Origin of the sequence: Nesterenkonia ebinurensis (assembly GCF_008711175.1) — a bacterium.
Lineage (GTDB): Bacteria > Actinomycetota > Actinomycetes > Actinomycetales > Micrococcaceae > Nesterenkonia > Nesterenkonia ebinurensis.
The window spans coordinates 615,939-639,719 of sequence record NZ_VWNF01000011.1 but is presented as its reverse complement, the minus strand read 5'-3'; the positions used below and the strand labels follow the sequence as shown (position 1 = coordinate 639,719).

Genomic DNA, 23,781 nt, shown 5'->3' with positions numbered 1-23,781 from the left:
GCCCGCCCAAGATTCCCCGCCCAGTGCCGGTCCCACGTATCCCGGTCCCACGGCTGCCGCGCGATTTTCGCTCGCGCCCCTGGCCCTTGGTCACCGAGGAGCACGCCGGCACGGCCACCGTGACCTTCCTCTGCGAGTCACGGCAGGCCACCAGCGTACTGTTGTTCGCCAATCGGCTCACCGACGAACGGAACATCGGCTGCAGTGAGATGGAATACCTCGGCGACGGCCTCTGGGGGCTCAGCTACCGGATGGAGACCGACTGGCGGGCCAGTTATGGGTTCCTGCAGCACACCGGATGCGGGGTGCCCCCTTGGCGGGACGACTCCGACCAGCGAAGCCTGCGTGCTCTGCTGGACACCGGCAATACCGACCCGCGCAACCCGCTGACCTGTCCCAACTCCACCGGCCGGCTCTTCTCCGTGGTGGAACTTTCTGATGCCCCGCCCCAGCCCTTCCGCCTTGTGCAGCACCAGGACGACGGCGTCCCCACACCCAGCGAGCACCGGATCCCCACTTCCAGCGGCCCCAGGACTGTCTGGGCACATCCGGTGGGATCCCCGGGAGAGGGATCCCCACTGGTGCTGGTTCTGGATGGGGACACCTGGCTGCACCACCACCGGATGCAGCTCAGCCTCAACGCAGCCCACCAGGCTGGCGTGATCCCTGCGTCATGGGTGTTATTCGTCAGTTCCGGGAGCAAGGCCCAGCGATGGCAGTACCTGGGGCACCGCGATGGCGCCTCGGCAGAGCTGGCCACCGGTATCCTGCCGTGGGCCCAGCATCAGCTGGGCGCAGGTCTGGGGCCTGCCTCCACCTTAGCCACTGGGCACAGCTTGGGCGGGATCTCCGCACTCTGGGCCCTTGCCCGGCATCCGGAGCGGATCGGTGCAGCTCTGGCCCAGTCACCTTCGTTGTGGACCGACCAGGACAGCGCCCTTGCCTCCGTCCTGCGTCAGTGCGTCGGCAGGATCCGTCTGGAGGTCGGCCGGCAGGAGTGGGCCATGGTGGGTCAGGTACGGCAGCTTGCCCAGACCCTGCAGGATGCGTATGTGGCGGTGGAGTACGTTGAATTCAACGGCGGCCACGATTACGCCTGCTGGCGCGGAGGCCTCATCGAGGGAATCGCGGCGCTGCTTCCTCCCGAGTGAGGCTGCGCAACTGGGCGAGCTCCCCGCGCAGCTGCGGATCCTCCGGCACCAGATCTCGGTCCACATGGAAGGCCGCGGCATGTGCCGCTGCAGCCACGTCCTGTTCTGCCACTGCCCGGTAGAGCGCCAGATGATCCTCATGGCGTAGTTCGGCAGAGACCCCGTGTACGATCTGCCCGGCACTCTTGATCTGCCGCAGTGCAGCCATCACTCCAGCGTAGAGCCCGGTCATCAGCTCATTGCCGGCAGCTTCGAAGATCAGCACATGGAACTCCCCCGGAGTCTGGCCGCGTTCCACGTAGGCAGGGGAGTCGGCGGCGTCGTCCTCTCCTATGCTCAATGCAGTCCGCAGGGCCTGCAGCTGTTCCTCGCCGCGGTGGGCCGAAGCCAGCTGGGCCGCCTCAATCTCCAGGGCGCGCCGGTAGCCCAGTACCTCTTCCACCGGGTAATAGCTCACATAGTCGGCCAGCACCGAGTTCACCGGGATGCGGGAGCGGACAAAGGTGCCGATCCCGGGCATGGTCTCCAGCATCCCCTGGTTGACCAGCGACCGGACAGCCTCACGGACCGTGGACTTGCCGACCCCCAGAGCCTCCATCAGCTGGGCCTCAGTGGGTATACGGGAGTTCACCGGCCAGTCACCTGAGGCGATCCTGCGCCGCAGGTAATCATGGGCGCGTCGGGCGATGTCCGAGCCTCCCCGATGCATTGGCACGATCAACTCCTTGGGCTGTCTGAACGAATGCAGTCCAGTCTAGAGTGCCAGATGAAGGGGTAGACCACCTCACAGCAGACTCGATGTTCCTAGCGGTGAGCAACCTCAAAATAGACCGGAGTTCTGCAGGCCCTCCACAGCGTTGAGACCCAGGAACAGGCCAAGCAGGAACAGGATCAGCGCGATCGTTCCGTTGGTGTGCCGGCTCAGGAAGCCTTCCAGCCTGGCCAAGGGGCGCTCCAGCAACCGATGAGCCACCATTCTGCCCATAAGCAGCACCAATGCTGGGGCTATCATCACCGCACAGTAGAACAGGATCATCAGCGCCGATCCCGGCAACTCAGGGGCAGTGGCAGCCACCAGCCCGATACCTGCCAAATATGGAATCAGGGTGGCAATCTCCAGCCCCACCGCGGCCAGGGCCAGTGCCAGAAGAGGCCCGAGGCCGCCACCAGCACCCTCACCCACCGCCCGGCTGCGGAACCGGCTCACCCGGTCCGCAGCACTGCGCCCAGCCTCCCGTTGACGTTTCTTCGCCTTCCCCGCCTCTGTCCAGGGGTCCAGCCGAAGGCTGTACCAGATCAGCCCCGCAGCCAGCGCCGCCTGTCCGATGAGGAAGAGCTCAGACTCGCTCGCAGCGCTGAACCAGGAGAGCAGCTGATCGCCGAAGAGCACCAGCCCCGCCAGCAGCACCATACCGATCACCGCATAGGCGCCGGCCACCACACCCAGATAGACCATCACGCGTCCGGCCCGCAGTCGTCCGGGGGCCATCAGCAGCCAGACCGGGATCAGCAGGGTGCCGAAGCTGGTGGAGTCAATCAGCGCCAGCACCGTCAGAATCCCCAGCAGAGCCCAGGAGCCGTCCAAGTCATCGCCGAGCCAGTCGGCGGCAAAATCTGTGCTGCCTGCAGTCAGCAGTCCAGCCATATCCAGTCCAGTCATACCCTGATCCTCAGGCCCGGCTGCGGCACAGCGCATCGGCCAAAGGATGGAAACCGCCTCGCCGTGCAACACCGCATCTGCCACCTTCGACGGAGGACTCAGTGCGCAGGACTGTGGTCGAATAGCGGTGTGCACCGCAATCACCGCGCCCACCTGCAGACCGCTGCCTACCTTGTGCTCGGAGTGGTGGCCGTGCTCGCCGGCTGGGCCGGGCCCACCGACCTGCCCTGGTGGGATCACCTGCCCTGGCAGCCCCAGACCTGGTGGCACCTGATCACTCTGGCTGCCATGGGGGCGGTCATGCTGCTGAAGGTACACCGCCCCACCCTCGCACTGCTGCTCGGCGGGGTATGTGTCGCCGCCGACTTCAGCTTCGGCATCAGCATCGGACTGCTCCTGTGCCTGACCGATCTCATCTACAACCACGGAATTCGCGCCGGGGCCGGTCAGAACCGAGTGGCACAAACAACGTTGACCTGGCTGGTTGCAGCTCTAACCCTTACCGCCGCAGTGATGGGCACAGCCCAGTCTGTGATCAATGTGCTGCTGCTGAGCATCGCCGTTCTGATGGTCCCCCTCTGGTGGGCGGCCGAGGTGCGACGCGGCTATCCGGCGTTCGTGGAGGACCGGGTCCGCCAGCGGCTGGAGCAGGAGCGTCATGCTGAGTTGCTGGCTGAGCAGGAGCGCAGACGCGTTGCCGCAGTGGAACAGGAGCGGCGCCGAATGGCCCGCGAGCTGCACGACGTGGTCTCCTCCCAAGTGGCGTCGATCGCCCTGACCTCAGGTGCGGTGCTGAACTCTGATCCGGATCCGGAGCGGGACCGCCGGGCGCTGCAGACAATCCGCGAGACCAGTGTCAGCGCCATGGGTCAGCTGCGCCAGATGGTCCAGATCCTGCGCAGCCAGGGACAGGAGAACAACGACGCCGCGGCCGAACTGCTCACCGCCACCACCTGGGAGCAGGTGCTCACCCAGGCGCGCGGGCAGGGGCTCGAGGTGGAGAGTCACGGTGAGCCGCCCCAGGACCTGGACCTCGCTGTGCGGACCGTGCTGTTGCGCATCCTCCAGGAGGCCCTGACCAACGCCTATCGGCATGGTGCCGGGCCGGCGGTGGTGCGGCTGCGCACTGTACGTCGGCACCTGGTGCTCACCGTGGAGTCGGGACTGCGCAGTCAGGATGTGACGCCGGAGGTGGAGGGAACCGGGACGGGGCTGATCGCAATGGAAGAGCGAGCTCAGAGCATCGGCGGCAGAGTCTCTGCGGGTGAGGATCAGGGACGGTGGCGGATCCAGGCTGAGCTTCCGCTCAGCAGCAGGGTGACAGTGCAGGAGGGGACAGAGTGAGCAGTGAGCACAAACTCGCCGCAGCAGTCGCACCGATTACGGTGCTGCTGGCTGATGACCATTCCAGTGTGCGGACGGGGCTGCGGCTGCTGCTGGAGACCGCGGAGGGGATTGAGGTGGTCGGTGAGGCCTCCGACGGTGAATCCGCGGTGAAGCAGGTGCGCGCCCTGTGGCCCGATGTGGTGCTGATGGATGCGCGGATGCCGGGCACTGATGGAATCGCCGCCACGCGTCGGATCACTGCGGAGACGGACACCGAGGTGCTGATGCTGACCACTTTCGATCTTGACGAGGTGGTCTTTGGTGCTCTGCGCGCCGGTGCGGCAGGGTTCCTGCTGAAGTCAGCAGAGCCCCGCGACCTCATTGCTGCGATCCGGCGGGTGGCCGCCGGGGACGGCGTGGTCGCCGCTGGGGTGACCCGCAGATTGCTGGACGCCTTCGTCAGCGGTGAATCCGCTCAGGTGGCAGAGGAGCAGCCGGTCCCCGACAAGCGTCTGGCCCAGCTCACTCCGCGCGAACAGGAAGTACTGGCCACCTTGGGGCGAGGCCTGGGCAACGCCCAGATCGCCGCAGAGCTGTTCATCAGTGAGGCCACAGTGAAGTCGCATGTCTCCAGCCTGCTGGCCAAGCTGCACCTGACCTCCCGCATGCAGGCCGCAGTACTCGCCCGCGAGACTGGTTTGGTGCCATGACAGCGATGCCTTGAGGATCAACGCCGGATATGGGTCGGCTGGGCTGTCGGCAGCCTGATGCTCAGACTCGCGATGGTGGTGTCTCGTTCCGTCGGTCGATACTAAGAGTGGCGACGAGGTCTTCATGGAGTTGAAACCAGACTCGGTGGCAGGAGTCCACGTCGGTCTTATCGATCCAGTCGGGTTCCCCGCACTTGGCCTTGTCCAGTGCTGATTCATACCGAGCAATGTAGTCGTTGAATCTCGCCAGAACGGCAGAAAGACGTTTGGTCAACGGTGCGAGGTCTCTACCGAGTGCTGTGAGTTCTTCGAGAACGCGCCCATCCCACGCGCGGTCGGTATGGTCGTTGGGAGCAAACTGGTCTGTTGCGGTTGGCCTGATTTGCCAGTTGGTGACAGCGCGGAGCAGGCGAGCGTTGAGGGGGCGGAAATCGCGGTAGACAGCAGCGACCACGCCTTGGGGGTCGGCGTACAAGCGTTCTGCCGCGAGCTGGCGCTCGTTCTCCGTCTTGCCCGAATCGGTGAGCGTCCAGCCGTCGAGTTCGGCGAATCCGACATGCTGTACCCAGCCTGCACGCTCAGCCTCACTCAGCATTCGCAGTGCCTCGACATGGCTGACCCCGGCACGTTCGGCAACCGCCGTACTGTCTGCGAATCCCAGCAGGCGTACTGCGTGCAGCACGAGCAGCTCCGGCACGGATTGGTGAATCATGCTCGCTTGTCCTGCCTGGCGCTGAGCCGGTTGACGTACTGCTGGCAAGCCTGCGGGGAGCGGAACCCCATTGCCTCAGCAATCTGCGCCCAGGTCAGCCCGTCGTTTCGAGCTGCGAAGAGTAGACCGATCTCCACGGTCTCGACCTCCGCGCGAGCTGCCGGGAGCAGCGAAAGCGCCCCTAAGAGTTCATCCTGGGTCAGCTCAGATGAACACCAAAGCGCGTACTGCGTCAGATCGACCGCCGAGGGCGGCATCGGTTCAGGTCGCCACGGCCGCGGTTCTAACTGGTCCGCGCCCTTATCGAGAAGCCGGTCTTGGGCGTCGCGCTCACGCTGGCCCTGCGCGTGGTCGGAGCTGCCGGGTCGTTCGAGGTCGTACTTGCGTGCCATACCGACCATCCTGCTACTATCAACATAATATTGTCAATATTTTGTTGATGGATGGTGTGATGCTATTACCCCTCTCCAAAGTGACCCGCGCCAACGCGGGCAGCAAGGCGACCATGCTTGGGGCGCTGCGGCACGAAGGGTTGCCGGTGCCCGACGGGTTCGTCGTGCCCGATGACTACGGGCCCTCTGGCTCCGCGGTCGAGAGTTCCTTGCGCGATGCGGTGGCCGGTGAGCTTGCACGGTGGGGCGATCCGGTGGTGGCGGTGCGTTCCTCGGCGGCGAGCGAGGATGGCACCGGCGCTTCGGCAGCGGGACAGTACCAGAGCATCATCGGCGTTCGAGGAACAGTTGAGGTGTGCCAGGCGATCACGGCGTGTCGGGAGTCAGCTCAAGCGGCACACGTGGTGGATTACTGGACTTGGCTGGGAACTGAGGACTCGCCTCCGGCAGCGGGGATGGCGGTGCTCGTGCAGCCGGTGGTCGAGGCTGAGGTCTCGGGGGTGATGTTCACGCCCCAGCAGTCTGGAATGTCGACGCGGATCGAAGCCTCCTGGGGCTTGGGCTTGTCGGTAGTGGGGGGAACCATCACGCCCGACACCTACCAGGTCGCAGCAGACGGCACCATCGGCTGCTCGGTCGGCAGCAAGCGGACACGGATCGACTTGGATCATGAGCGCGGCGGTGTCATCACCAGCACCGTCAGTCCAGATCAGCAATATGCTCGCGTCCTGGACGATGCCACGGTCACGGCTCTGGCCGACCTCGGAGATCGGATCGCGAGGCTGCTCAGCGGACCTCAAGATGTCGAGTGGGCGGTCGCAGGCGGCACCATGTGGATTCTGCAAGCACGCCCCATCACCGCGGCACTTCCTGCCAGAAAGGTTCCCAGCTCGCTCGAATCGGTCGAGGCTCTGAGCGGCACTGCTGCTTCCCACGGAACGGTCACCGCGGCGGCAAGGATCGTGCGTGGCCCCTCAGACTTCGACTCCGTCCACCGGGGCGAGATTGTGGTCTGCCCCTATACCGATCCGGCATGGACGCCCCTGTTCGCCGTTGCCTCCGGGGTCGTCACCGAGACCGGCGGCGCGCTCTCGCATGCCGCGATCGTCGCCCGCGAATACGGCATTCCCGCCGTACTAGGCGTCACCGGTGCCACTGCCCGTATAAGGAACGGCGCCCGGATCACGCTGAACGGAGCAGCCGGAACCATCAGCGTCCTCTAATCCAAACCCTTGCCCCGGGAGAAAGGAGAGCAGGAGCATCGCCAGGGTGCTCCTATCACGCTCATGGCCACTAGGTACCTCTACATCGCCCGCCACGGCGACGCCGATGCATTCGGCAACCTCACCGACACCGGACGCGAACAAGCCCGCCTGCTCGGTCAGCGCTTGGCCAAAATCCCGATAGATGCCGTATGGCATTCGCCGCTGCCCAGAGCTGCTGACAGCGCCCGGGAACTCAACATCTTCCTCACCGGCAGCGCTCCTGTAGGCGAAGCGGCCGAGCTGATCGACCATGTGCCCTACGTGCCGAAGCCGGAGGAGACCCCGCTGTCATGGGTGCCGTTCTTCGACGGATACGACGCCGACGAGGCCGAAACGGGACACAGGATCGCCCAAAGCCTCACCGCAAGATTCACCACGCCACCCGAGGGCGACGACGACGTACACGAAGTGCTCATCACCCACGCCTACCCGATTGCATGGCTGATCCGCCACGCTCTGGACGCCCCGGCTGTACAGTGGCTCGGACTCAGCAGCGCCAACGCCGCCCTGACCGTGATTGAGAACCGACCCGGACTGCCACCTAGCATCGTCATGTTCAACGAGATGAGCCACTTGCGCTCCGACCTGCAGTGGACGGGGTTTCCGAAGACACTGCGCCCCTGAACCTGATTGAGAGGTAAGGAGATTCGAGTGCATGAGTACGTGATCGAGGCTGGCCGGTGAGGGTGGGAACACCCCCGTCGATCGGTGGTATATGACTGGGTGCGGTTGGTGTTTCTTGACTCCTGGGCACTGTCCAGGCTCTCTCGCGACGATCCTGGCTCACCGTTCAAGGACGATGGTAAGAGGCTCCTGGTCTCAGGCGGAGGGTCATTATGCGGCTGGATTGTCACGGAAAACCGTCGCGAGGAGACGGTCCAGGGCTGCGTGTGACTGCTCTCGAGCCGCCGGGGAGTTTTCGTGCTGCGCGGTCCACAGGGCGGCTTCGTTCATCGCGCCGGAGAGCTGTGCGGTCATCGCGTCGAGAAGCTCCTCAGAGACGCCAACCTCACGGAGCGCCTCACGCAGGTGTGCTGCTGAGTTCTCTGCGTCGAGTCGGCGCCATTCCTGCCAGCCGATCACCGAGGGGGCATCGATGAGCAGGATGCGCACAACCGGGGCAGCAGTGATCGCATCAAGGAACGCATGCGACCCCGCTTTCAGTTGATCAGTCGGGTCTGTTCCGGCTTCCTCTGCCGCTTCGATGACGACTTCGGCGACGTATGTCTGAAGCCGGTCGGCGACTGCGCGGAACAGTCCCGTCTTGTTCCGGTAGTGGTGATAGACCGCTCCCCGAGTGACACCGGAAGCCTGGGCAACATCGTCGAGTGAGACCTCAGCGAAACCACGAGAGGCGAATAGATCAGTGGCCGAGTCGAGAACCTGCAGGGCGGTCTGAGCGGCAGCGGCCGCAGAGGCGCGAGGCATAAGCACTTCCTTTACGTACATAAAGTATGTATTCTGCTCTTGTTAGATACACAGTGTATGTAAAGGAGAGGTCAATGTCTGTCACCAGCTTCTATCCGGTCCTCATGTCACGTGATGTCGAGACCGCTGCGGCCTTCTACCAGAAGGCGCTCGGCTTCGAGGCTGTCTACGAGACCGACTGGTATGTCAGCTTGCGCCTGGGCGTGTTCGAGCTGGCAATCCTGGCTCATGATCACGCTACGGTACCGGAGGGATACCGGGCGCTACCCCGCGGAGTGATCGTGAACCTCGAAGTCGACGACGTTGACGCGGTCCACCACCGTCTGACCGGCGAGGCCGGATTGGAGCCGGTCCTGACTCTGCGTGACGAAGATTTTGGTCAGCGGCACTTCATCGTCGCTGCACCAGACGGGGTTCTGCTTGATGTTATCCAGCCGATCCCGGCCAGTGCCGAATACGCAGACTCATACACCGGCGGTTGATCTGTCTGCGGGGATGCAGCGCGCTGGACCCAATATCCGCCAGGTTCAGGCACTCGATTGGCCACGGGGTCAGGAGACCGTCCGAGATCCTCAGCCGCTGCCGCTGTGGTATGCGCCTATGGCATCCTCAGCATGGGCATATCTGCCCTAAGCTGCCGCGGTCATGGCCGCTGCGCGAGGATGGCAGAGAACTTGTGCTGATAATGGATTGCTCGCACTGGGAGACTGTGACAACGTAGGTGCATGCAAAGATCGATCAGGGCGCACCTAGACATCACCGTTGAGGACGCTGCTGATTTTGTCTTCATAGTCTCAGCGGCCCTGACGGGCTCTGCAGCCGACCGTCTGGTCGACGAAACACTGACCGTGTCCCACAGCAGCGTCGCCCTCGAGGTCTCTGAGCTCCAGGACCTCCACGGAACCCGCATGCACTGCGTTTCCGCACCTACCGGCCAGCTGACTGTCGACTACCGGGCAACTGTCTCAGGCAAGACCGAACCCGGTCCGGTCGATCCAGCAGACCTGGTGCGGTACCGCAGGCCGAGCCGCTACTGCCAATCCGATGAGCTGGCTCCTACAGCGCACTACGAGTTCCAGGGCCTGAGTGGACTGGCCGCGATTGATGCCGTCGAATCCTGGGTCCATTCGCAGCTGTTCTACGTGCCAGGCTCCAGCGATCCCACCGATGGCGCTGTTGAGACTCTGCTCGCCCGCGAGGGAGTCTGCCGGGACTATGCCCACCTGGTGATCGCCCTGCTTCGGGCACTGGATGTGCCGGCCCGTCTGGCCGCAGTCTACGCACCAGGGCTTTCCCCCATGGACTTCCATGCCGTGGTGGAGGCGTACGCAGAAGGAAGCTGGCATGTGGTGGACGCCACGCGTCTGGCGCCGAGGAAGTCAATGGTCCGCATCGCGACCGGCCGTGATGCGGCGGACACTGCCTTTATGACCTCAGCAGAAGGGAAGCAAACCCTGAACAGCATCGAGGTGACCGCAGTCGCAGAGCAGCTCCCTGACGAGAACCACGCTGAGCGTGTTCAGCTGGTATAGCCGCTTCGGGCGCATGAATCGTTCGGCACCGAGCGGCACACGACATTGAGAGGCAAATACGGCAGGACATTCAGCTGGCTCCGCATCCTGATCCCGGCCCTGGGAGTGCTGATCTGGCTGGGACTGACCGCTGTGGGCGGACAGACTTTCGGCAAGCTCTCAGAGGTCGTCTCCAACGAACAGGTCACCTTCCTCCCCGCTGAGGCAGAGTCGACCCGGGCGCTGGAGCTGGGACGCCAGTTCTCCGACGACGACGCCGTCCCCGCCACGGTCATCGCAGAAGCCTCCGCAGGCGAGATCGGCGAACAGCAGATGAGCGCACTGGAAGACACCGTGGAGGTGATCGCTGGACTCGACGGGGTCCTCCAGGCGCTGCCGCCGCAGGTCTCCGAGGACGGTGCGGCAGTGCAGATACTGGTCCTGCTTCAGGAGCAGGCGGTCGAAGAGGGAGCAGTCGGCGGTCTGCGCACCACTGTGGACCAGCAACTTCCCGAAGCCGAATGGACAGCTCATGTGACCGGGCCGGCCGCGCTCTCGGACGACTTCTCCGAAGCATTCGCAGGCATCGACGGACTGCTGCTGATCGTTGCAGTGGTCACCGTCTTCATCATCCTGGTCCTGGTGTACCGATCGGTGCTGCTGCCGTTGCTGGTGCTGCTCTCCTCGGTGGGTGCGCTCTGCGCCTCCATCATCGTCGTCTTCCAGATGGCGCGCATGGACTGGATCCAGCTCAACGGCCAGGCGCAAGGGATTCTGTCCATCCTGGTGATCGGGGCCGCCACCAACTACTCCCTGCTGCTGGTGGCCCGCTACCGCGAGGAACTGCTGAATCAGGAGGACCGGTTCTCCGCGCTCTGGCTTGCCTGGCGGCGCTCGCTGCCGCCGATCCTGGCCTCCGGCGGCACCGTGGCGGTGGCGCTGCTGTGCCTGCTGGTCTCCGACCTGAACTCCAACCGCGCCCTGGGCCCGGTGGCCAGTACCGGGATCGTCTTCGCCATGATCACCACTCTGACCTTTCTGCCTGCAATGCTCGCGCTGCTGGGCCGGCCGGCTTTCTGGCCGAAGATTCCCCGAGCAGTCAGCCGGGTCCCCGCCGCTGAGCAGGGTAGGCGCCAGCGGCGGATCAGCCGTGAACGTGCCGGTCTCTGGCCAGCTGTGGCAGCCAAGGTGCGCCGCAGCCCACGGCCGATCTGGATGGTGGTTACCGCACTGCTGCTGATCTGCTCCGCAGGGGTGCTCGGTCTGAAAGCTGAGGGGGTCGCGCAGTCTGACCTGGTGCTGGGCGAAACGGATGTGAAAGCCGGCCAAGAGATGCTGGAACGGCACTTCGACGCCGGATCCGGTGCGCCGGCGTCGGTCTATGTCCCAGCGGAGGAGACCGAACAGGCTTTGGAGATCGTAGACGGCCTCGACGGCGTCGGCAGCGTCTATGCGGTCTCGGAGGACGGGTCTCCCGCCCAGTCGCTTCAGGAGGCAGCAGAGGCGGAGGGCTATGTGCAGCTGTCGGCCACACTCACCGACGCGGCGGACTCCCTGGCTGCGGAGAGCACAGTGCTCGAACTCCGGCAGCAGCTGGCCGAACTGGAGGCAGAGACACTGGTGGGCGGGACCTCTGCCATCCAGCTGGACACCAACCAGACCGCTCAGCGGGACCTGATGACGATCATTCCCCTGATCCTGGCGGTGATCCTGGTCTTCCTCGTCGTGCTGCTGCGCGCGCTCACCGCCCCGCTGGTGCTGCTGGTCACCACCGTGGTGTCCTTTCTGGCGGCGCTGGGGATCTCGGCACTGGTCTTCAACCACCTCTTCCAGTTCCCGGGGGCTGACCCGACCGTACCGCTGTTCGGCTTTGTGTTCCTCACCGCCCTGGGGGTGGACTACAACATCTTCCTGGCCACCCGGGCACGTGAGGAGACCCCTGCCCGCGGTGCAGGAGAAGGTCTCCTGCACTCCCTGGTGGTCACCGGGGGAGTCATCACCAGCGCAGGGATAGTGCTGGCGGCCACCTTCGCCGCCCTGGCCGTACTTCCGCTGATGTTCATGGTCCAGCTGGCGTTCCTGGTGGCGGTCGGGGTGCTGATCGATACCTTTGTGGTCCGCACCCTGCAGGTCCCGGCGATAGGGGTCGACCTGGGCAGAAGGTTCTGGTGGCCCTCTCAAGTTGGTCAACGCCCAAAGACTGCCGAAGGCGCCGAGCCTTAGGGCCGTTCCCAGGCCTCCACGGCGCCAGGCACGGGCCTGAACAGCGGGTGTACCGGTACAGGCTGCTCCGGTGCGGAAGCGCCTGCGTGCAGCTGCGGGGAACGCTCCGCGAGTTTGGCCTGCAGATGCTTCCACTCGAACTCGAGCTGCCCGGTGGTCACCTCGATCTGCATCAGCCCACTCTCTTCCCGCGGCACAGCGTCGGCGATGCGGCCGGCGTCGAACCGGTAGCCGCGACTGAGGCTCTCCTGGTGCAGGGTGCTGAGGTAGGAGGCGATGGCGGCCGCCGGTTCCGGATGCGCCTGAAACCTCTCAAGCTGGGGATGCCGGGTGTATCCGCGGGTGCGTCCGAGCAGCACCGCCTGGGCCAGCAGCGCCTCTCGCCAGCAGGCGACCAAGCCCTGCCGGTCCAGGACAGAAGGGTGCAGCGACCAGAGTCTCATCCTTAGGGAGCCACCCCCGCGGCGGCGGGACGGAAGCCCAGCCGAACGTTCTCGCAGCAGCCAGGCCGGCAGACGTCGTACCAGGGACCCAACCGGGTCAGGCGCGGGCGCTCCTGGGCGACAACGGCCTGGATACGCTCCTGGATCAGGTCTACCAGACCAGCGACGAAAGTCGGGTGGATACCTGGGGTGGGGGTTCGTGCAGCTCTCAGGCCGGCCTCCTCGGCTGCTTCCATCGCCTCATTGTCCAGATCCCACAGCACCTCCATATGATCGCTGAGGAATCCCAGCGGAACAAGGGCGACCGCCTTGACTCCCTGGTCTGGAAGCTCCGCGATCGAATCGCACACATCGGGTTCCAGCCACGGCTGAGTGGGCGGACCCGACCGGGACTGGTAGACCAGCTCCCATGCTGTGCCGGGCTGGGCCGCCGACTCCGCCGCCAGCTGCTCCATGATCTTTGCCCCCACGGCCAGATGCTGGGCCGCATAGGCACCGCCCTCTCCGAAGTGCTGGTCACCAGGGCCTGAACGCTCCGCATCCGCGGTGGGGATGCTGTGGGTGCAGAACAGCACACGGATCTCTTCGGGAGCGAACCCCTCTGCGGCGAACTCCCGCAAGGCCGCTGCCAGGCCCTCGGCGAAAGGCTGCACGAACCCCGGAGCGTCGAAGAACTGGCGCACCTTGTCGATGCGCACCACGCCGGCCAGGCCAGTATTGATCAGCGCCCTGGCAAAGTCCTCACGGTACTGGCGGCAGCTGGAGTACGAACTGTACGCACTGGTGGCCACCGCAAGCAGGCGATTATGCCCGTTGGCAGCGGCCTCCTGCACAGCATCCTCCATATAGGGGTCCCAGTTGCGATTCCCCCAGTAGACCGGCAGGGTCATCCCTCTGCTGTGAAGCTCCTGCACCAGGGCTTCGCGCAGCTGACGGTTGTGCTCGTTGATGGGACTCACACCTCCGAAATGCCGGTAGTGCTGGGCGACCTCTTCCAGCCTCGCATCGGGGATTCCCCGACCACGGGTGACGTTGCGCAGGAAAGGGATCACATCCTCCTGCCCCTCAGGGCCCCCGAAACTGGCCAGCAGAATGGCATCGTACTCCTGCGGGCGCAGCGAATGCGGATGCCCAGCCGCTGAGGCGTCATTGGCGTGCGGAACCTCAGCGGTATCTGGGTGGGTCTCGGTCATACTCGGTTTCCTTTCCTCAGTGGTGTGTGATGCGGTGGTAGGTATGGAGTCCGGTTGGGTAGGCGGCCTGGTCAGTCGGGCAGGGTTATGAAGATCAGCAGGACGGTCAGCGCGGCTCCCGCCGCGTAGTTGATCCAGAGGAAATGACGCCAGCCGCCGTGGGCCTGAGCTGAGTCCTGCTCGGCCAGATTCCTGTACGGTGCCGCCGCGGCAAGATAGGGCAGCGCCAGCAGCCCGGCCAGCGCTGCCGGCCAGCCTGCGCCTGTCACCAGGAGGCCCGCTGCAGTCCACAGAGCCAGGGCGAGCCTGACCGTGGTCTTTGCCCCGAGTGCAGTGGCGACAGAGCTGATCCCGGCCTGCCGGTCGGGGCCGATGTCCTGCACCGCGCCGAAAGCGTGGCTGGCCATTCCCCACAGCAGGAATCCGCCTAGTGCGCATGCGGCGGGGAGGCTGAAGTCAGCGCCGGCCAGAACCATCGCGTAGACGGCAGGGCTGACGAAGTGCAGGCTGGAGGTCAAAGAGTCCAGCAGCGGAACCTCCTTGAAGCGCAGTTGAGGTGCGGAGTAGGCCAGCAGGGCAGCGAGGCTGACTGCCAGGGCGATCCAGGATGGCCAGGAGCCAAGGGCCGCCAGCAGGAGCACGAACGGAAAGCAGACCACCGCGCAGGCCAGCAGTGTTGCGGTGTGCAGGCGCGGTGGCAGCAGAGCGCCCTCGGCGCCGCCCTTGCGAGGATTGGCTGCGTCGGAGGCGTAGTCGAAGACATCGTTGATCCCGTAGAGCGCGAGATTATAGGGAATCAGGAAGAACAGCGTGCCGAGCACCAGGGCGGCGTCGACCCCTCCGCCGGTGAGCAGATAGGCGGCCGCGAAAGGGTAGGCGGTATTGATCCAGCTCAATGGCCGGGAGGAGCGGAGCAGATGGCCGATCATCGCTCATTCTCTCCTGTGGACCCGCCCGAAGAGGGTCCACAGCGCGGGAAGCAGCACCACTGCTGCCACCGGGTAGCTGAAGTCCTCGATCGGGGCCAGGCCCAGCCGGAGCCCGGAGATCCGCTCATCGGCATAGGTGAACAGGCCGGCCGCAATCATGAGGTTGTCGAAAACCGCGGTCAGCACCAGCAGGACGAGTGCGGCGGCGCACAGCGCGCCCCAGGTGAACGGTGCAGGGGTGCTGTGTGTTGCGGTGGTGCCGCTGCGGCGGTGCACGGCGACCGCCCAGAGGGCGACCAGCGCAGCCGCACCCAGGAACACACCGGAGAGCACAAGATAGGTCATGTACTTCCCCCGCTCTCCAGCAGCCGCTGGGCGCCCAGTACCAGCACCATGGTCAGGTGGCACAGGAACAGCAGGAAGAACAGCTCCTCCAGGGGAAGCTCCGGTGCGAGCATGATGCCGGTCATATACGGTCCCGGTCCGTGCAGGAAGATCCCCAGCGCGATGCCCGCCAGATCCCAGAGCAGGAAGAACGCTGTGCCCGCCACCAGCACCAGGCCGGCGCGCACCGGTGCGCGGAAGACGAACAGTCGGAACCGCCAGTCGAGCAGCAGCATGCACCCGGTGGAGATCAGCAGTGAGCCCAGGTAGAGGAAGCTGGTCGGATCAGACAGCACAGGAATCCTCCACACGGGATGGGTCAGTGTCCCGGCGCAGGGCTTTGAGCACCAGCTCAGCGCTGATCAGGCACATCGGCACCCCGATCCCCGGCCTGGTCGTGGCCCCTGCGTAGAAGAGCCCGTTGAGCTTCGGAGACCGGATCGGCCCTCTGAGGAAAGCGCTCTGGCGCAGCGTATGAGCAGGGCCGAGCGCCCCACCTCGCCACGCTCCGTAGTCCCGCTCGAAGTCCGCAGGACCGATGCTGCGCCGGACCACAACGCGTTGGGCCAGATCCGGAACCCCGGCCCAGTCGGCGATCTGCTGGATCGATTCGTCCACCACGCGCTCCACTGCAGCGGCTCCGCGGCCATCCCTCCCGCCTGCCCCCAGGGAGGTGTCGGCGGCCAGTGGGACGAGCAGGAAGAGACTCTCATGCCCCGGGGGTGCGACCTCGTCGGTGGCGCTGGGGCGGCACACATAAAGTGACCGCGGAGGCCCTCCCGCAGGCCGCCTGCCGGAGATCTCGTCGAAGCCGCGCTGCCAGTCATGGGTGAACAGGAGCGAATGGTGGGCCAGCTCCGGAAGTGCTCCTCGAACGCCCAGTAGGGCCAACACCGCGCTCGGTCCGGGGTCCCGTCGCCTCCAGCCGCGCTCGGAGCGGCTGCGGTGCTCCGGTGCCAGCAGCTGAGTCTCGGTCACGTGCATGTCGGCGGTGGAGACCACGATGTCGGCGGAGACGAACTCGCGGCGACCGCCGCTTTCCGAGACCCACACCCCTGTGGCCCTTCCTCTCGATGCGGTGATGCGCTCTGCCCGGCAGCCGGTCCGCAGGACGGCGCCCTCGTGCTCGGCGATACGAGCCACCGCCTTCACCACAGAGCTGAATCCGCCCCGTGGGTGGAGAACGCCCTGAGTGAGGTCCAGGTGGCTCATCAGATGGTACATGCTGGGCGCAGCCGAGGGAGAGGTACCCAGGAAGACCGCCGGATAGCCCAGAATCTTCTGGACTCGCTCATCACTGGTATGCCGGGCGATGAACCGGTCCAGCGGCTCGGTGAGCAGCCTCAGCAGTTGTGGGAGCCGTCTGAGCAGAGCCGGCTGCAGGAAGGCCCGGGGTGAGGAGAATGTGGAGTAAAGCAGCTTGTCCAGAGCCAACCGGTAAGTCTCGGCGGCAGAGGCCAGATAGGTCTGCAGCGCGTCCTCGTCGGCGCCGAGAGTCACCAGAGCCTCGGAGGACCGGCGCTCCGGAAGGTCGAAAGGTGCTTCTTCGGACTCGAAGAAGACCCGGTATCCGGGATCGAGCTTCACCAGGTCCAGCTCTTCAGCAGCAGATGTCCCGAAGTGGCTGAAGAAGTGCTCGAAGACCTCCGGCATCAGGTACCAGGAGGGGCCTGTTTCGAACCGGAATCCGCGGTGGAGCCATTCACCGGCGCGTCCGCCTACCGTTTCATGGGTTTCCAGCAGCGTGACCTTGAGCCCCTCGCGCGCTAGCAGGGCGGCGGTGGCCAGGCCGGAGAACCCTCCTCCGATGACCACTGCTGTGCGCGTGTCGGTTCTGGTGCGTCTCACCGAACTGCTCCGGAGGGCATCGGCAGCAGCGCTGCAGCGATGATGCGCGCCTTCACCCGTTTCGGCACCGAGACCCGGATGCGGTGCAGGTCTGCCGCGGGAGTGCGGCGGAGCCGCTCATTGAGCTCACCGAAGAGTCCCGTGGCCAGTGCGGTGGCACGCCTGGGGCCCGGTGGAAGCAGGGGAAGCGCCCTGCGCGCTGCGGTGAGGTCGGCGTCGATATCGGCGATGATCTCGGTCTTGCGGTGCTCCCCCAGCACACCGGGGCAGGTGCCGGGGAAGTAGGTGCGGCCGAGCTGCTGAAAGTCCTCGGCGAAGTCACGCAGGAAATTGATCTTCTGGAAAGCTGCGCCCAGGTGTGCGGCGCCGATCTCCATGCGTTCTCGCTCCTCCTGTGAAACCTGCAGCCCCTGCAGGAAGACCCGCAGGCACATCAGTCCCACGGTTTCGGCCGAGCCATGGACATAAGTCCTGTACTGCTCCTCGCTGAGCGATACCACAGGTGTGAGATCCCTGCGCATGGAGCGGAAGAAGGCATTGATCAGCGCCTCCTCTATCCCTGCGGCCCTGCCGGTCACGGCGAAGCAATGAACGATGAGGTTGGCGCTGAATCCGTGCTGAAGGGCGGTGAGGGTCTCCTCTTCGAGGGCATCGAGAACCTGTTTCCTGGACTCGCCGTCGAGGCCGGCCTCCTCCGCTGTGCCGTCGACGATCTCATCGGCTACTCGGACCAGCGCGTAGATGCTGCGGATACTGCTGCGAGTCGCAGCCGGGAGCAGGGAGGTGGCCAGTCCGAATGATGTCGAATACTCCCGGATCACCCGGGATGAGGCGGCCTGAGCTGTGTGTGAGTACAGTTCTAGGTGAGAGGACAGCGCAGTGCGTCTCATAGGGGTGCCCGTCCGGACAGGCGGGCTTCCCTGCCCTCCTGGTAGAGGGGCATCTGCTGTGCCTGGAGCACCAGCCAGGGTGAGAAGACCCACGGAGCGGCGTGCACTGCGGTTCCGAGCTGTTCCGGCAGCACCCAGGTCAGTTCGCAGACTTCGCTGGGGTTCATCTGTGGAATAGTTGCAGCGGTGGCGGTGAAGACCGGGCAGATCTCGTTCTCCACGATTCCCGAGGCGTCTGCGGCCCGGTACTGGAAATGGGGGAGCTGAAGCTGAACCTGCTCCAGGGTCAGGCCCAGCTCGTGGCGGGCATGCCGGCGCACGGCGTCCTCAAGGTCCTCGCCCGGCTGCGGGTGGCCGCAGAAGGAGTTCGTCCATACGCCGGGCCAGGTATGTTTGTGAAGTGATCGTCGAGTGATGAGCACTTGTCCGTGGAGGTTGAAGACATGGCATGAGAAGCCAAGATGCAGTGGTGTCTGAGCGGTGTGCACCCCCTCTTTGAGCGCGGTGCCGCACTGTTCACCGTTCTCGGCGAGAAGCACCACCTGTCTTGCTGCCTCATTCATCTCAACACCACCTCATATAGTTAGCCTGGCTAGTAATAAACTTAGCTAATAGTAACCTAAGGAAAAGGTATGGTGAACAAGAGCGCGCACCAGGGCAGGACCGGGGGGTTCTCCATGCTCGATCCGCGTGTGATGGATCCTGGCGAGGAGATCATCAGATACAGCTCTCTTGAAAAGGATGAGCTGGATCAGATCGTCGGTGTTCTCGAGTCCCTGCGCAATTGGCGCGAGGCTGAGCGGAGCATGAGTGAAGCCTCACGAAAGTACATGAAGCTAGGTGAGACCGACATGCGAGCACTCAGGTACATCATCGCGGCTCAGAAGAACGCCCAGCTGGCGACTCCGGGCGCTCTTGCCCAGCATCTCGGGATTTCGACGGCCTCGGTGACCAAGCTCCTCGACCGTCTCGCTGAGCAGCAGCACATTCGCCGCCTCCCGCACCCTCAGGACCGTAGGAGCACCGCGATCGAGGCAACGGAGCAAACCCGCCGGGTGGCGCAGCAGACGGTGGGCCGCAGCCATGCCGGCCGCTTCTACGCAGCTGCGGCCCTCAGCCCTGAAGAGCGTGAAGTCGTCATCCGGTTCCTCGACGCCCTCTCGGCGACCCAGCCCTCGGACCAGGCGCCACAGGTCAGCTCCTGACTACATTAGAGCGTGGTGAGGTCCAAGGAGGTCGTGTCAGCCCCGCTCGGCGAAGAGGGTACGGCGGGTTTCGTAGCGTTCGCGCACGAAGCGGGTGGGCTCGGCGGTGAAGGTGGTGGTCGACGACGCCGCCCACTCCGGGGGTGCCGAAGCTCCGGAGAGCACCCACGCAGCCTGGCGGGCAGCCCCGTTGGCCACATACTCATCCGGCTCGGGCACCTGGACCTCGCGCTCGAAGATGGCCGGGGCCAGCTGCTGGACCGCCGGATTCTTCGCTGCTCCGCCGATCAGCTGGATGGAATTCACCGGCACTCCAAGGTTCTTCATCGCCTGCAGCCCGTCGGCCAGCAGGCACAGCAGGCCCTCCACGGCAGCCCGGGCCACATCCTGCGGGTTCATCGATGCCAGCGAGAGCCCGATGAACGAACCGGTGGCAAACGGCAGGTTCGGGGTGCGCTCACCCTCCAGGTAGGGGATCAGGGTCAGCCCGTTGGCACCAGGCTCAGCGGCCAGCGCCAGCTCGGCCAGCTGGTCATGGTCCACCCCCAGCATCCGGCAGATCCCATCCAGGATCCGGGAGCCGTTCAGCGTAGTGGCCAGAGGCAGGAACTCCCCGTCCGCGGAGGCGAACCCGGCGATCATCCCGGAAGGGTCCTGGATGGGTTTCGGCGAGACCGCAGCCACCACGCCGGAGGTGCCGATGGAGATCGACACATCCCCGGTGCTCATGCCCAGCCCCAGGGCTGCGGCGGCATTGTCCCCCGCACCCGGGCCGAGCACCAGGTGCCCCCAGCCGCGGGAGGCGTCCCCGGTGCCGGCGGGCTCATTTGATGCCAGCACTCGGGGCAGCACGATCTTAGCGGCATCATCCTCGGAGATGCGCAGCGCCTGAGCCAGCAGGTCGTAGCGGTATTCACCCACCGCGGCGTCGTAATAGGAGGTGCCGGAGGCATCCGAGCGGTCGGTGGTGAGGTCCTGAAGCCGGGTCGCCCCGGAGATCTTCCAGGTCAGCCAATCATGCGGCAGGGCCACCGCGGCCACCCGGGCGGCGTTCTCCGGCTCCGCATCGGCCAGCCAGCGCAGCTTGGTGGCGGTGAACGAGGCCACCGGCACTGAGCCGGTCATCCGCGCCCAGTTGGCTTTGCCCTCTGTGGCCCCACCGCGCTCCTCGATCAGCTGGTTGGCGGCATCTGCCGAGCGGGTGTCGTTCCACAGCAGGGCATCGCGGATCACATTGCCCTCAGCGTCCAGGGCCACCAGGCCGTGCTGTTGTCCCCCCACCGAAGCCGCGGCGACGTCGTCCAGCCCGCCGGCAGCGCGCACCGCCTCCAGGAATGCATCCCACCAGACATAGGGATTGACCTCGGTGCCGTCGGGATGTTTGGCGGAGCCGGAACGCACCAGCGCCCCGGTCTCCGCATCCCGGATGACCACCTTGCAGGACTGGGTGGAGGAATCAATGCCGGCTACCAGAGTTGCCACGGAGTGCTCCTATGAGGGGGATGTTCTTGGGATAAGTCTAGTGAGCGATGCCACAGAGGCGCTCGGGAGTCCCGTCATGGGACCGGGCGCCTCTGCTTTGGTCGTGAAGGCCGGCGCAAACCGGCCCAGAGGCGCGGTCACGTCACGGCCGGTACCGCGCCGGGAAATTAACTGATCAGGTGCTTGAGAGCCAGCTGGTTGAGCTTCACAAAGCCGAAGTTCCGCTGTGCAGCCTTCTCCGGGTCGAAATCTTCGTAGGCGGAGGTATCAGCCAGGAAGTCGGTCAGGCTCTCACCTTCGTCCAGGGTGGGCTGGGCCAGCTCGAAGATGCCGGATTCCTCGAACGCAGTCTGGACCTCGGGGTCCTCGCGGTAGGCCTTGGCCTTGTCTGCCAGCAGGGTGACCATCTCAACATTGGCCTTGGCGGAGTCCCAGATCCCGTCCACGTAGTCGGTGCGGGAGGGCTTGTAGTCGAAGTGCAGCCAGCCGTCGTACTTCGGCCCGCCGTTGGGGAATCCGTTGACCAGCAGATCGATGGTGAAGAACGCGGAAGTCAGGTCGCCGTGGCCGAAGACCAGGTCCTGGTCGTATTTGATGGAGCGCTGGCCGTTGAGGTCAATGTGGAAGAGCTTGCCGGCCCACAGTGCCTGGGCAATGCCGTGGGTGAAGTTCAGCCCGGCCATCTGCTCGTGCCCGGTCTCCGGATTCAGGCCCACAATGTCGCCGTGCTCCAGCTGGGCAATCATCCCCAGAGCGTGGCCGATGGTCGGCAGGAGGATGTCGCCGCGGGGCTCGTTAGGCTTGGGCTCCAGGCCGATCCGCAGATCGTAGCCCTTCTCCTTGATGTAGGCGGCCACCGTATCGATGCCCTCGGCGTAGCGCTCATGGGCGGCGTTGAGGTCCTTGGCGTTGTCATACTCCGAGCCCTCACGCCCACCCCACATCACGAAGGTCTCAGCGCCGAGCTCAGCGGCCCGGTCCACATTGCGCAGCAGCTTGCGCAGTCCGAAGCGGCGCACGGAGCGGTCGTTGGAGGTCAGTCCGCCGTCCTTGAACACCGGGTGGGAGAAGGTGTTGGTGGTGATCATCTCGATCTTCAGGTCTACCTGGTCGGCAACCTCTTTGAACTTGGTGAAGTACTTCTCCCGGGCGGCGTCGTCGGTGCCGAAGGGGGCCACGTCGTCGTCGTGGAAAGTCACACCCGAGGCGCCTGCCTCCTTGAGCTTGGGCAGGTACTCCCATGGCTCGAACTCCGGCCGGGAAGCTTCACCGAATTGGTCGCGGGCGGTCCAGCCCACGGTCCAGAGGCCGAAGGAGAGCTTGTAGTCAGAAGGCGAGGATGCCATGAGAGTTCCTCCATTGCAGGATCAAAGGGGGAGCGCCCTGACCCGCCCCTCCAGGGCTCAATGTGACCAGGCGCTCATTTTGTTTCTAGATGTAACCTAATTGTTTAGGGGGATAAGATCAAGTCCGTGATGTGGAACGGTTCTGGTTCATTGGCGCGCCTGGGCAGGCGTTCGCTGACCCGTGGGCTGAGTGCGCGCAACGGAAGAGACGGCACCGGCTTGAGCAGAGAGTGGACTAGCGGCGCGGGGTCGTCCGAGACGATTGAGGGTGGCGTGCAGCGCAACCCTGGCGACGCCCGCCCTGACTTTCTGCGTCCACAGCGCCGTGACCGCCCGCCGCACCATGAGGCGCTGCGCCCTGGTGCCCGGCAGGAGACCTTGCGGGAAGCTAATCTTCTGCTGATCACTGAGGAGATCTTCGCCTCCGCGCAGCCGTTGTCCCGGGCAGACCTCTCTATCCGCACCGGGATGACCCGGTCTACGGTGTCACGCCTTGTGGATGATCTGCTCACGGCGGGAATCGTGCGGGAGGGCTCACCTATGGTCGGCCCCACGCGCGGCCGGCCGGCAGTGCCGCTCACCCCGGCCCGGAAGACCTTGGCTGGGCTCGGGGTTGAGGTCAATGTGGACTTCATGGCCGCCCGGGCACTGGATCTCACTGGAAGCGTTCTGGCCGAGGCCATGGTGCAGGGGGACTTCCGCGGCTCGGAGCCGGAAGCGGTACTCCGGGATGCTGGGAGACTTGCCGCCCAAGTCGCCCAGCAGGGAGTTTCGGCCGGGGCGCGGGTGATCGGCACAGTGCTGGCTCTGCCGGGGTTGGTGGCTGCCGATGAGCGTTCCTTGCTGTTTGCACCGAACCTGGGCTGGCAGGATGTGGATGTGGTGGAGCAGTTCACCGCGGGGATCCCAGAGGGGACTTTCGGCCAAGCGGTCAGCGCAGCCAACGAGGCAAAGCTGGCTGCACTGGCAGTGGCTCAGGAGCTCACCGAGGCCGATGGTGAGGAGCAGACCTTCCTCTATGTCTCAGCCCAGCGCGGCATCGGCTCCGCTGTGGTGATCGACGGCGTGGTGGAGGCCGGTCCGCATGGCTGGGCCGGGGAGCTCGGACATATCTCAGTGGAACCGGCCGGGCCGGAGTGCGGCTGCGGCTCCAACGGCTGCCTGGAGGTCTACGCGGGCAAGCGTGCTCTGCTCAGAGCTGCCGGTCTGGACCCTTCGGCGAGCGCGGCGGAGCTCGCTGCGGCAGCTGAGGGTGCGGAAGGCGAACAGGCCCAGGAGGCCATCCGCCGCGCCGGCTGGGCCATGGGAGTGGCGTTCTCCGGAGCGATGAACGTGCTCGACGTCCATGAGATTGTGCTCGGGGGAGCGTTCGGCCCGCTGGCCGACCTGCTGCGCCCCTGCATCGAGGAGGAGCTGCAGCGCCGTGTGCTGGCCGCCCAGTGGGCGCAGTTCCGGGTGCGGGAATCGGGCACCGGGCTCGCACCGGCTACCTCAGGTGGAGCGCTGCGGGCGCTCCGAGCCGTCGTGGACGCCCCCCAGGATTGGGTGCCCCGAGCATAAAGATTTCGCCAAGAGATATGGCACCTGGCAGCATGCGCACTCACTGTGCCCGCGGTCGTCGTCGTGATGTCAGCGCTTTTTCTCCGCGAACTACCGCCCACACTTGCCATCATCGGAGGCGCC

At 65.2% G+C, this 23,781-nt stretch carries 24 protein-coding genes and 1 pseudogene; 10 read left to right on the top strand and 15 right to left on the bottom strand.

Annotated elements, in window-relative coordinates:
• The first annotated feature begins 23 nt into the window (after window positions 1-23).
• Window positions 24-1,151, top strand: a complete 1,128-nt coding sequence (locus F0311_RS06835; RefSeq protein WP_150461162.1) for an enterochelin esterase domain-containing protein — start codon at window positions 24-26, stop codon at window positions 1,149-1,151.
• Here F0311_RS06835 and F0311_RS06830 read toward each other — a convergent pair.
• Window positions 1,114-1,860 carry a FadR/GntR family transcriptional regulator gene (locus tag F0311_RS06830; RefSeq protein ID WP_223881185.1) on the bottom strand — a complete coding sequence of 249 codons (747 nt, stop codon included), beginning with the start codon at window positions 1,858-1,860 and terminating at the stop codon, window positions 1,114-1,116. The genes F0311_RS06835 and F0311_RS06830 overlap by 38 nt on opposite strands.
• Window positions 1,861-1,971: 111 nt before the next feature.
• Window positions 1,972-2,811: a GAP family protein gene (locus F0311_RS06825; RefSeq protein ID WP_191089777.1), complete on the bottom strand. Its 840-nt coding sequence runs from the start codon at window positions 2,809-2,811 to the stop codon at window positions 1,972-1,974.
• Window positions 2,812-2,940: 129 nt separating this feature from the next.
• Here F0311_RS06825 and F0311_RS06820 point away from each other — a divergent pair, with 129 nt between their 5' ends.
• Both F0311_RS06820 and F0311_RS06815 read left to right on the top strand, forming a co-directional pair.
• On the top strand, window positions 2,941-4,155 hold the full coding sequence (locus tag F0311_RS06820) for a sensor histidine kinase (protein WP_150461159.1): 1,215 nt from the start codon (window positions 2,941-2,943) through the stop codon (window positions 4,153-4,155).
• Window positions 4,152-4,847 carry a response regulator gene (locus F0311_RS06815; protein WP_150461158.1) on the top strand — a complete coding sequence of 232 codons (696 nt, stop codon included), beginning with the start codon at window positions 4,152-4,154 and terminating at the stop codon, window positions 4,845-4,847. Before F0311_RS06820 ends, F0311_RS06815 begins: the two co-directional genes overlap by 4 nt.
• A 61-nt stretch (window positions 4,848-4,908) precedes the next feature.
• On the opposite strand, the gene F0311_RS06810 is transcribed toward F0311_RS06815, so the two are convergent.
• Window positions 4,909-5,559 carry a helix-turn-helix domain-containing protein gene (locus tag F0311_RS06810; protein WP_150461157.1) on the bottom strand — a complete coding sequence of 217 codons (651 nt, stop codon included), beginning with the start codon at window positions 5,557-5,559 and terminating at the stop codon, window positions 4,909-4,911.
• Window positions 5,556-5,951 carry a DNA-binding protein gene (locus F0311_RS06805; protein WP_150461156.1) on the bottom strand — a complete coding sequence of 132 codons (396 nt, stop codon included), beginning with the start codon at window positions 5,949-5,951 and terminating at the stop codon, window positions 5,556-5,558. Before F0311_RS06805 ends, F0311_RS06810 begins: the two co-directional genes overlap by 4 nt.
• 59 nt (window positions 5,952-6,010) lie before the next feature.
• Between F0311_RS06805 and F0311_RS06800 the strand changes: the two genes are divergently transcribed.
• Complete coding sequence (locus F0311_RS06800; RefSeq protein WP_150461155.1) at window positions 6,011-7,174, top strand: PEP/pyruvate-binding domain-containing protein; 1,164 nt, start codon at window positions 6,011-6,013, stop codon at window positions 7,172-7,174.
• Window positions 7,175-7,237: 63 nt separating this feature from the next.
• Complete coding sequence (locus F0311_RS06795) at window positions 7,238-7,840, top strand: histidine phosphatase family protein (protein WP_150461154.1); 603 nt, start codon at window positions 7,238-7,240, stop codon at window positions 7,838-7,840.
• A gap of 210 nt (window positions 7,841-8,050) precedes the next feature.
• On the opposite strand, the gene F0311_RS06790 is transcribed toward F0311_RS06795, so the two are convergent.
• Window positions 8,051-8,644, bottom strand: a complete 594-nt coding sequence (locus F0311_RS06790; protein ID WP_150461153.1) for a TetR family transcriptional regulator — start codon at window positions 8,642-8,644, stop codon at window positions 8,051-8,053.
• A gap of 74 nt (window positions 8,645-8,718) precedes the next feature.
• Between F0311_RS06790 and F0311_RS06785 the strand changes: the two genes are divergently transcribed.
• From F0311_RS06785 to F0311_RS06775, 3 genes are all read left to right on the top strand, one after another.
• Complete coding sequence (locus tag F0311_RS06785; RefSeq protein ID WP_150461152.1) at window positions 8,719-9,126, top strand: VOC family protein; 408 nt, start codon at window positions 8,719-8,721, stop codon at window positions 9,124-9,126.
• A gap of 243 nt (window positions 9,127-9,369) precedes the next feature.
• Window positions 9,370-10,176 carry a transglutaminase-like domain-containing protein gene (locus F0311_RS06780; protein WP_150461151.1) on the top strand — a complete coding sequence of 269 codons (807 nt, stop codon included), beginning with the start codon at window positions 9,370-9,372 and terminating at the stop codon, window positions 10,174-10,176.
• A 45-nt stretch (window positions 10,177-10,221) separates the two neighbouring features.
• Window positions 10,222-12,378, top strand: coding sequence for an MMPL family transporter (locus F0311_RS06775; protein ID WP_150461150.1), 2,157 nt, complete (start codon window positions 10,222-10,224; stop codon window positions 12,376-12,378).
• Here F0311_RS06775 and F0311_RS06770 read toward each other — a convergent pair.
• The 8 genes and pseudogenes from F0311_RS06770 to idi form a co-directional block, all read right to left on the bottom strand.
• Window positions 12,375-12,821, bottom strand: coding sequence for a pyrimidine dimer DNA glycosylase/endonuclease V (locus F0311_RS06770; protein WP_150461149.1), 447 nt, complete (start codon window positions 12,819-12,821; stop codon window positions 12,375-12,377). The genes F0311_RS06775 and F0311_RS06770 overlap by 4 nt on opposite strands.
• A 2-nt stretch (window positions 12,822-12,823) precedes the next feature.
• Complete coding sequence (locus tag F0311_RS06765) at window positions 12,824-14,014, bottom strand: ferrochelatase (RefSeq protein ID WP_150461148.1); 1,191 nt, start codon at window positions 14,012-14,014, stop codon at window positions 12,824-12,826.
• A gap of 71 nt (window positions 14,015-14,085) precedes the next feature.
• Window positions 14,086-14,943: a prenyltransferase gene (locus tag F0311_RS06760; RefSeq protein WP_150461147.1), complete on the bottom strand. Its 858-nt coding sequence runs from the start codon at window positions 14,941-14,943 to the stop codon at window positions 14,086-14,088.
• 3 nt (window positions 14,944-14,946) lie between these two features.
• On the bottom strand, window positions 14,947-15,288 hold the full coding sequence (locus F0311_RS06755; protein WP_150461146.1) for a lycopene cyclase domain-containing protein: 342 nt from the start codon (window positions 15,286-15,288) through the stop codon (window positions 14,947-14,949).
• Window positions 15,285-15,623, bottom strand: coding sequence for a lycopene cyclase domain-containing protein (locus F0311_RS06750; RefSeq protein WP_223881174.1), 339 nt, complete (start codon window positions 15,621-15,623; stop codon window positions 15,285-15,287). Before F0311_RS06750 ends, F0311_RS06755 begins: the two co-directional genes overlap by 4 nt.
• Window positions 15,613-17,220: pseudogene (gene crtI, locus F0311_RS06745) on the bottom strand (phytoene desaturase family protein); the annotation flags it as partial. The pseudogene crtI and the gene F0311_RS06750, both read right to left, overlap by 11 nt.
• A complete protein-coding gene (locus F0311_RS06740; protein ID WP_150461145.1) occupies window positions 17,172-18,065 on the bottom strand; it encodes a phytoene/squalene synthase family protein in 894 nt (297 codons plus the stop codon). The pseudogene crtI and the gene F0311_RS06740, both read right to left, overlap by 49 nt.
• Entirely contained in the window at window positions 18,062-18,628 is a 567-nt protein-coding gene (idi, locus tag F0311_RS06735) for an isopentenyl-diphosphate Delta-isomerase (protein WP_150461144.1), read from the bottom strand. The genes F0311_RS06740 and idi overlap by 4 nt, the downstream gene beginning before the upstream one ends.
• Before the next feature lie 69 nt (window positions 18,629-18,697).
• On the opposite strand from idi, the gene F0311_RS06730 reads away from it, so the two are divergent.
• Window positions 18,698-19,270 carry a MarR family winged helix-turn-helix transcriptional regulator gene (locus F0311_RS06730; protein WP_223881172.1) on the top strand — a complete coding sequence of 191 codons (573 nt, stop codon included), beginning with the start codon at window positions 18,698-18,700 and terminating at the stop codon, window positions 19,268-19,270.
• Window positions 19,271-19,306: 36 nt separating this feature from the next.
• On the opposite strand, the gene xylB is transcribed toward F0311_RS06730, so the two are convergent.
• The gene (gene xylB / locus F0311_RS06725) at window positions 19,307-20,752 is read right to left on the bottom strand and encodes a xylulokinase (protein ID WP_150461143.1); all 1,446 of its coding nucleotides are present in this window, start codon (window positions 20,750-20,752) and stop codon (window positions 19,307-19,309) included.
• A 167-nt stretch (window positions 20,753-20,919) separates the two neighbouring features.
• The gene (gene xylA, locus F0311_RS06720) at window positions 20,920-22,098 is read right to left on the bottom strand and encodes a xylose isomerase (RefSeq protein ID WP_150461142.1); all 1,179 of its coding nucleotides are present in this window, start codon (window positions 22,096-22,098) and stop codon (window positions 20,920-20,922) included.
• Between the two features lie 273 nt (window positions 22,099-22,371).
• Between xylA and F0311_RS06715 the strand changes: the two genes are divergently transcribed.
• Entirely contained in the window at window positions 22,372-23,658 is a 1,287-nt protein-coding gene (locus F0311_RS06715) for an ROK family transcriptional regulator (RefSeq protein ID WP_223881171.1), read from the top strand.
• The last annotated feature ends 123 nt before the right edge of the window (window positions 23,659-23,781 follow it).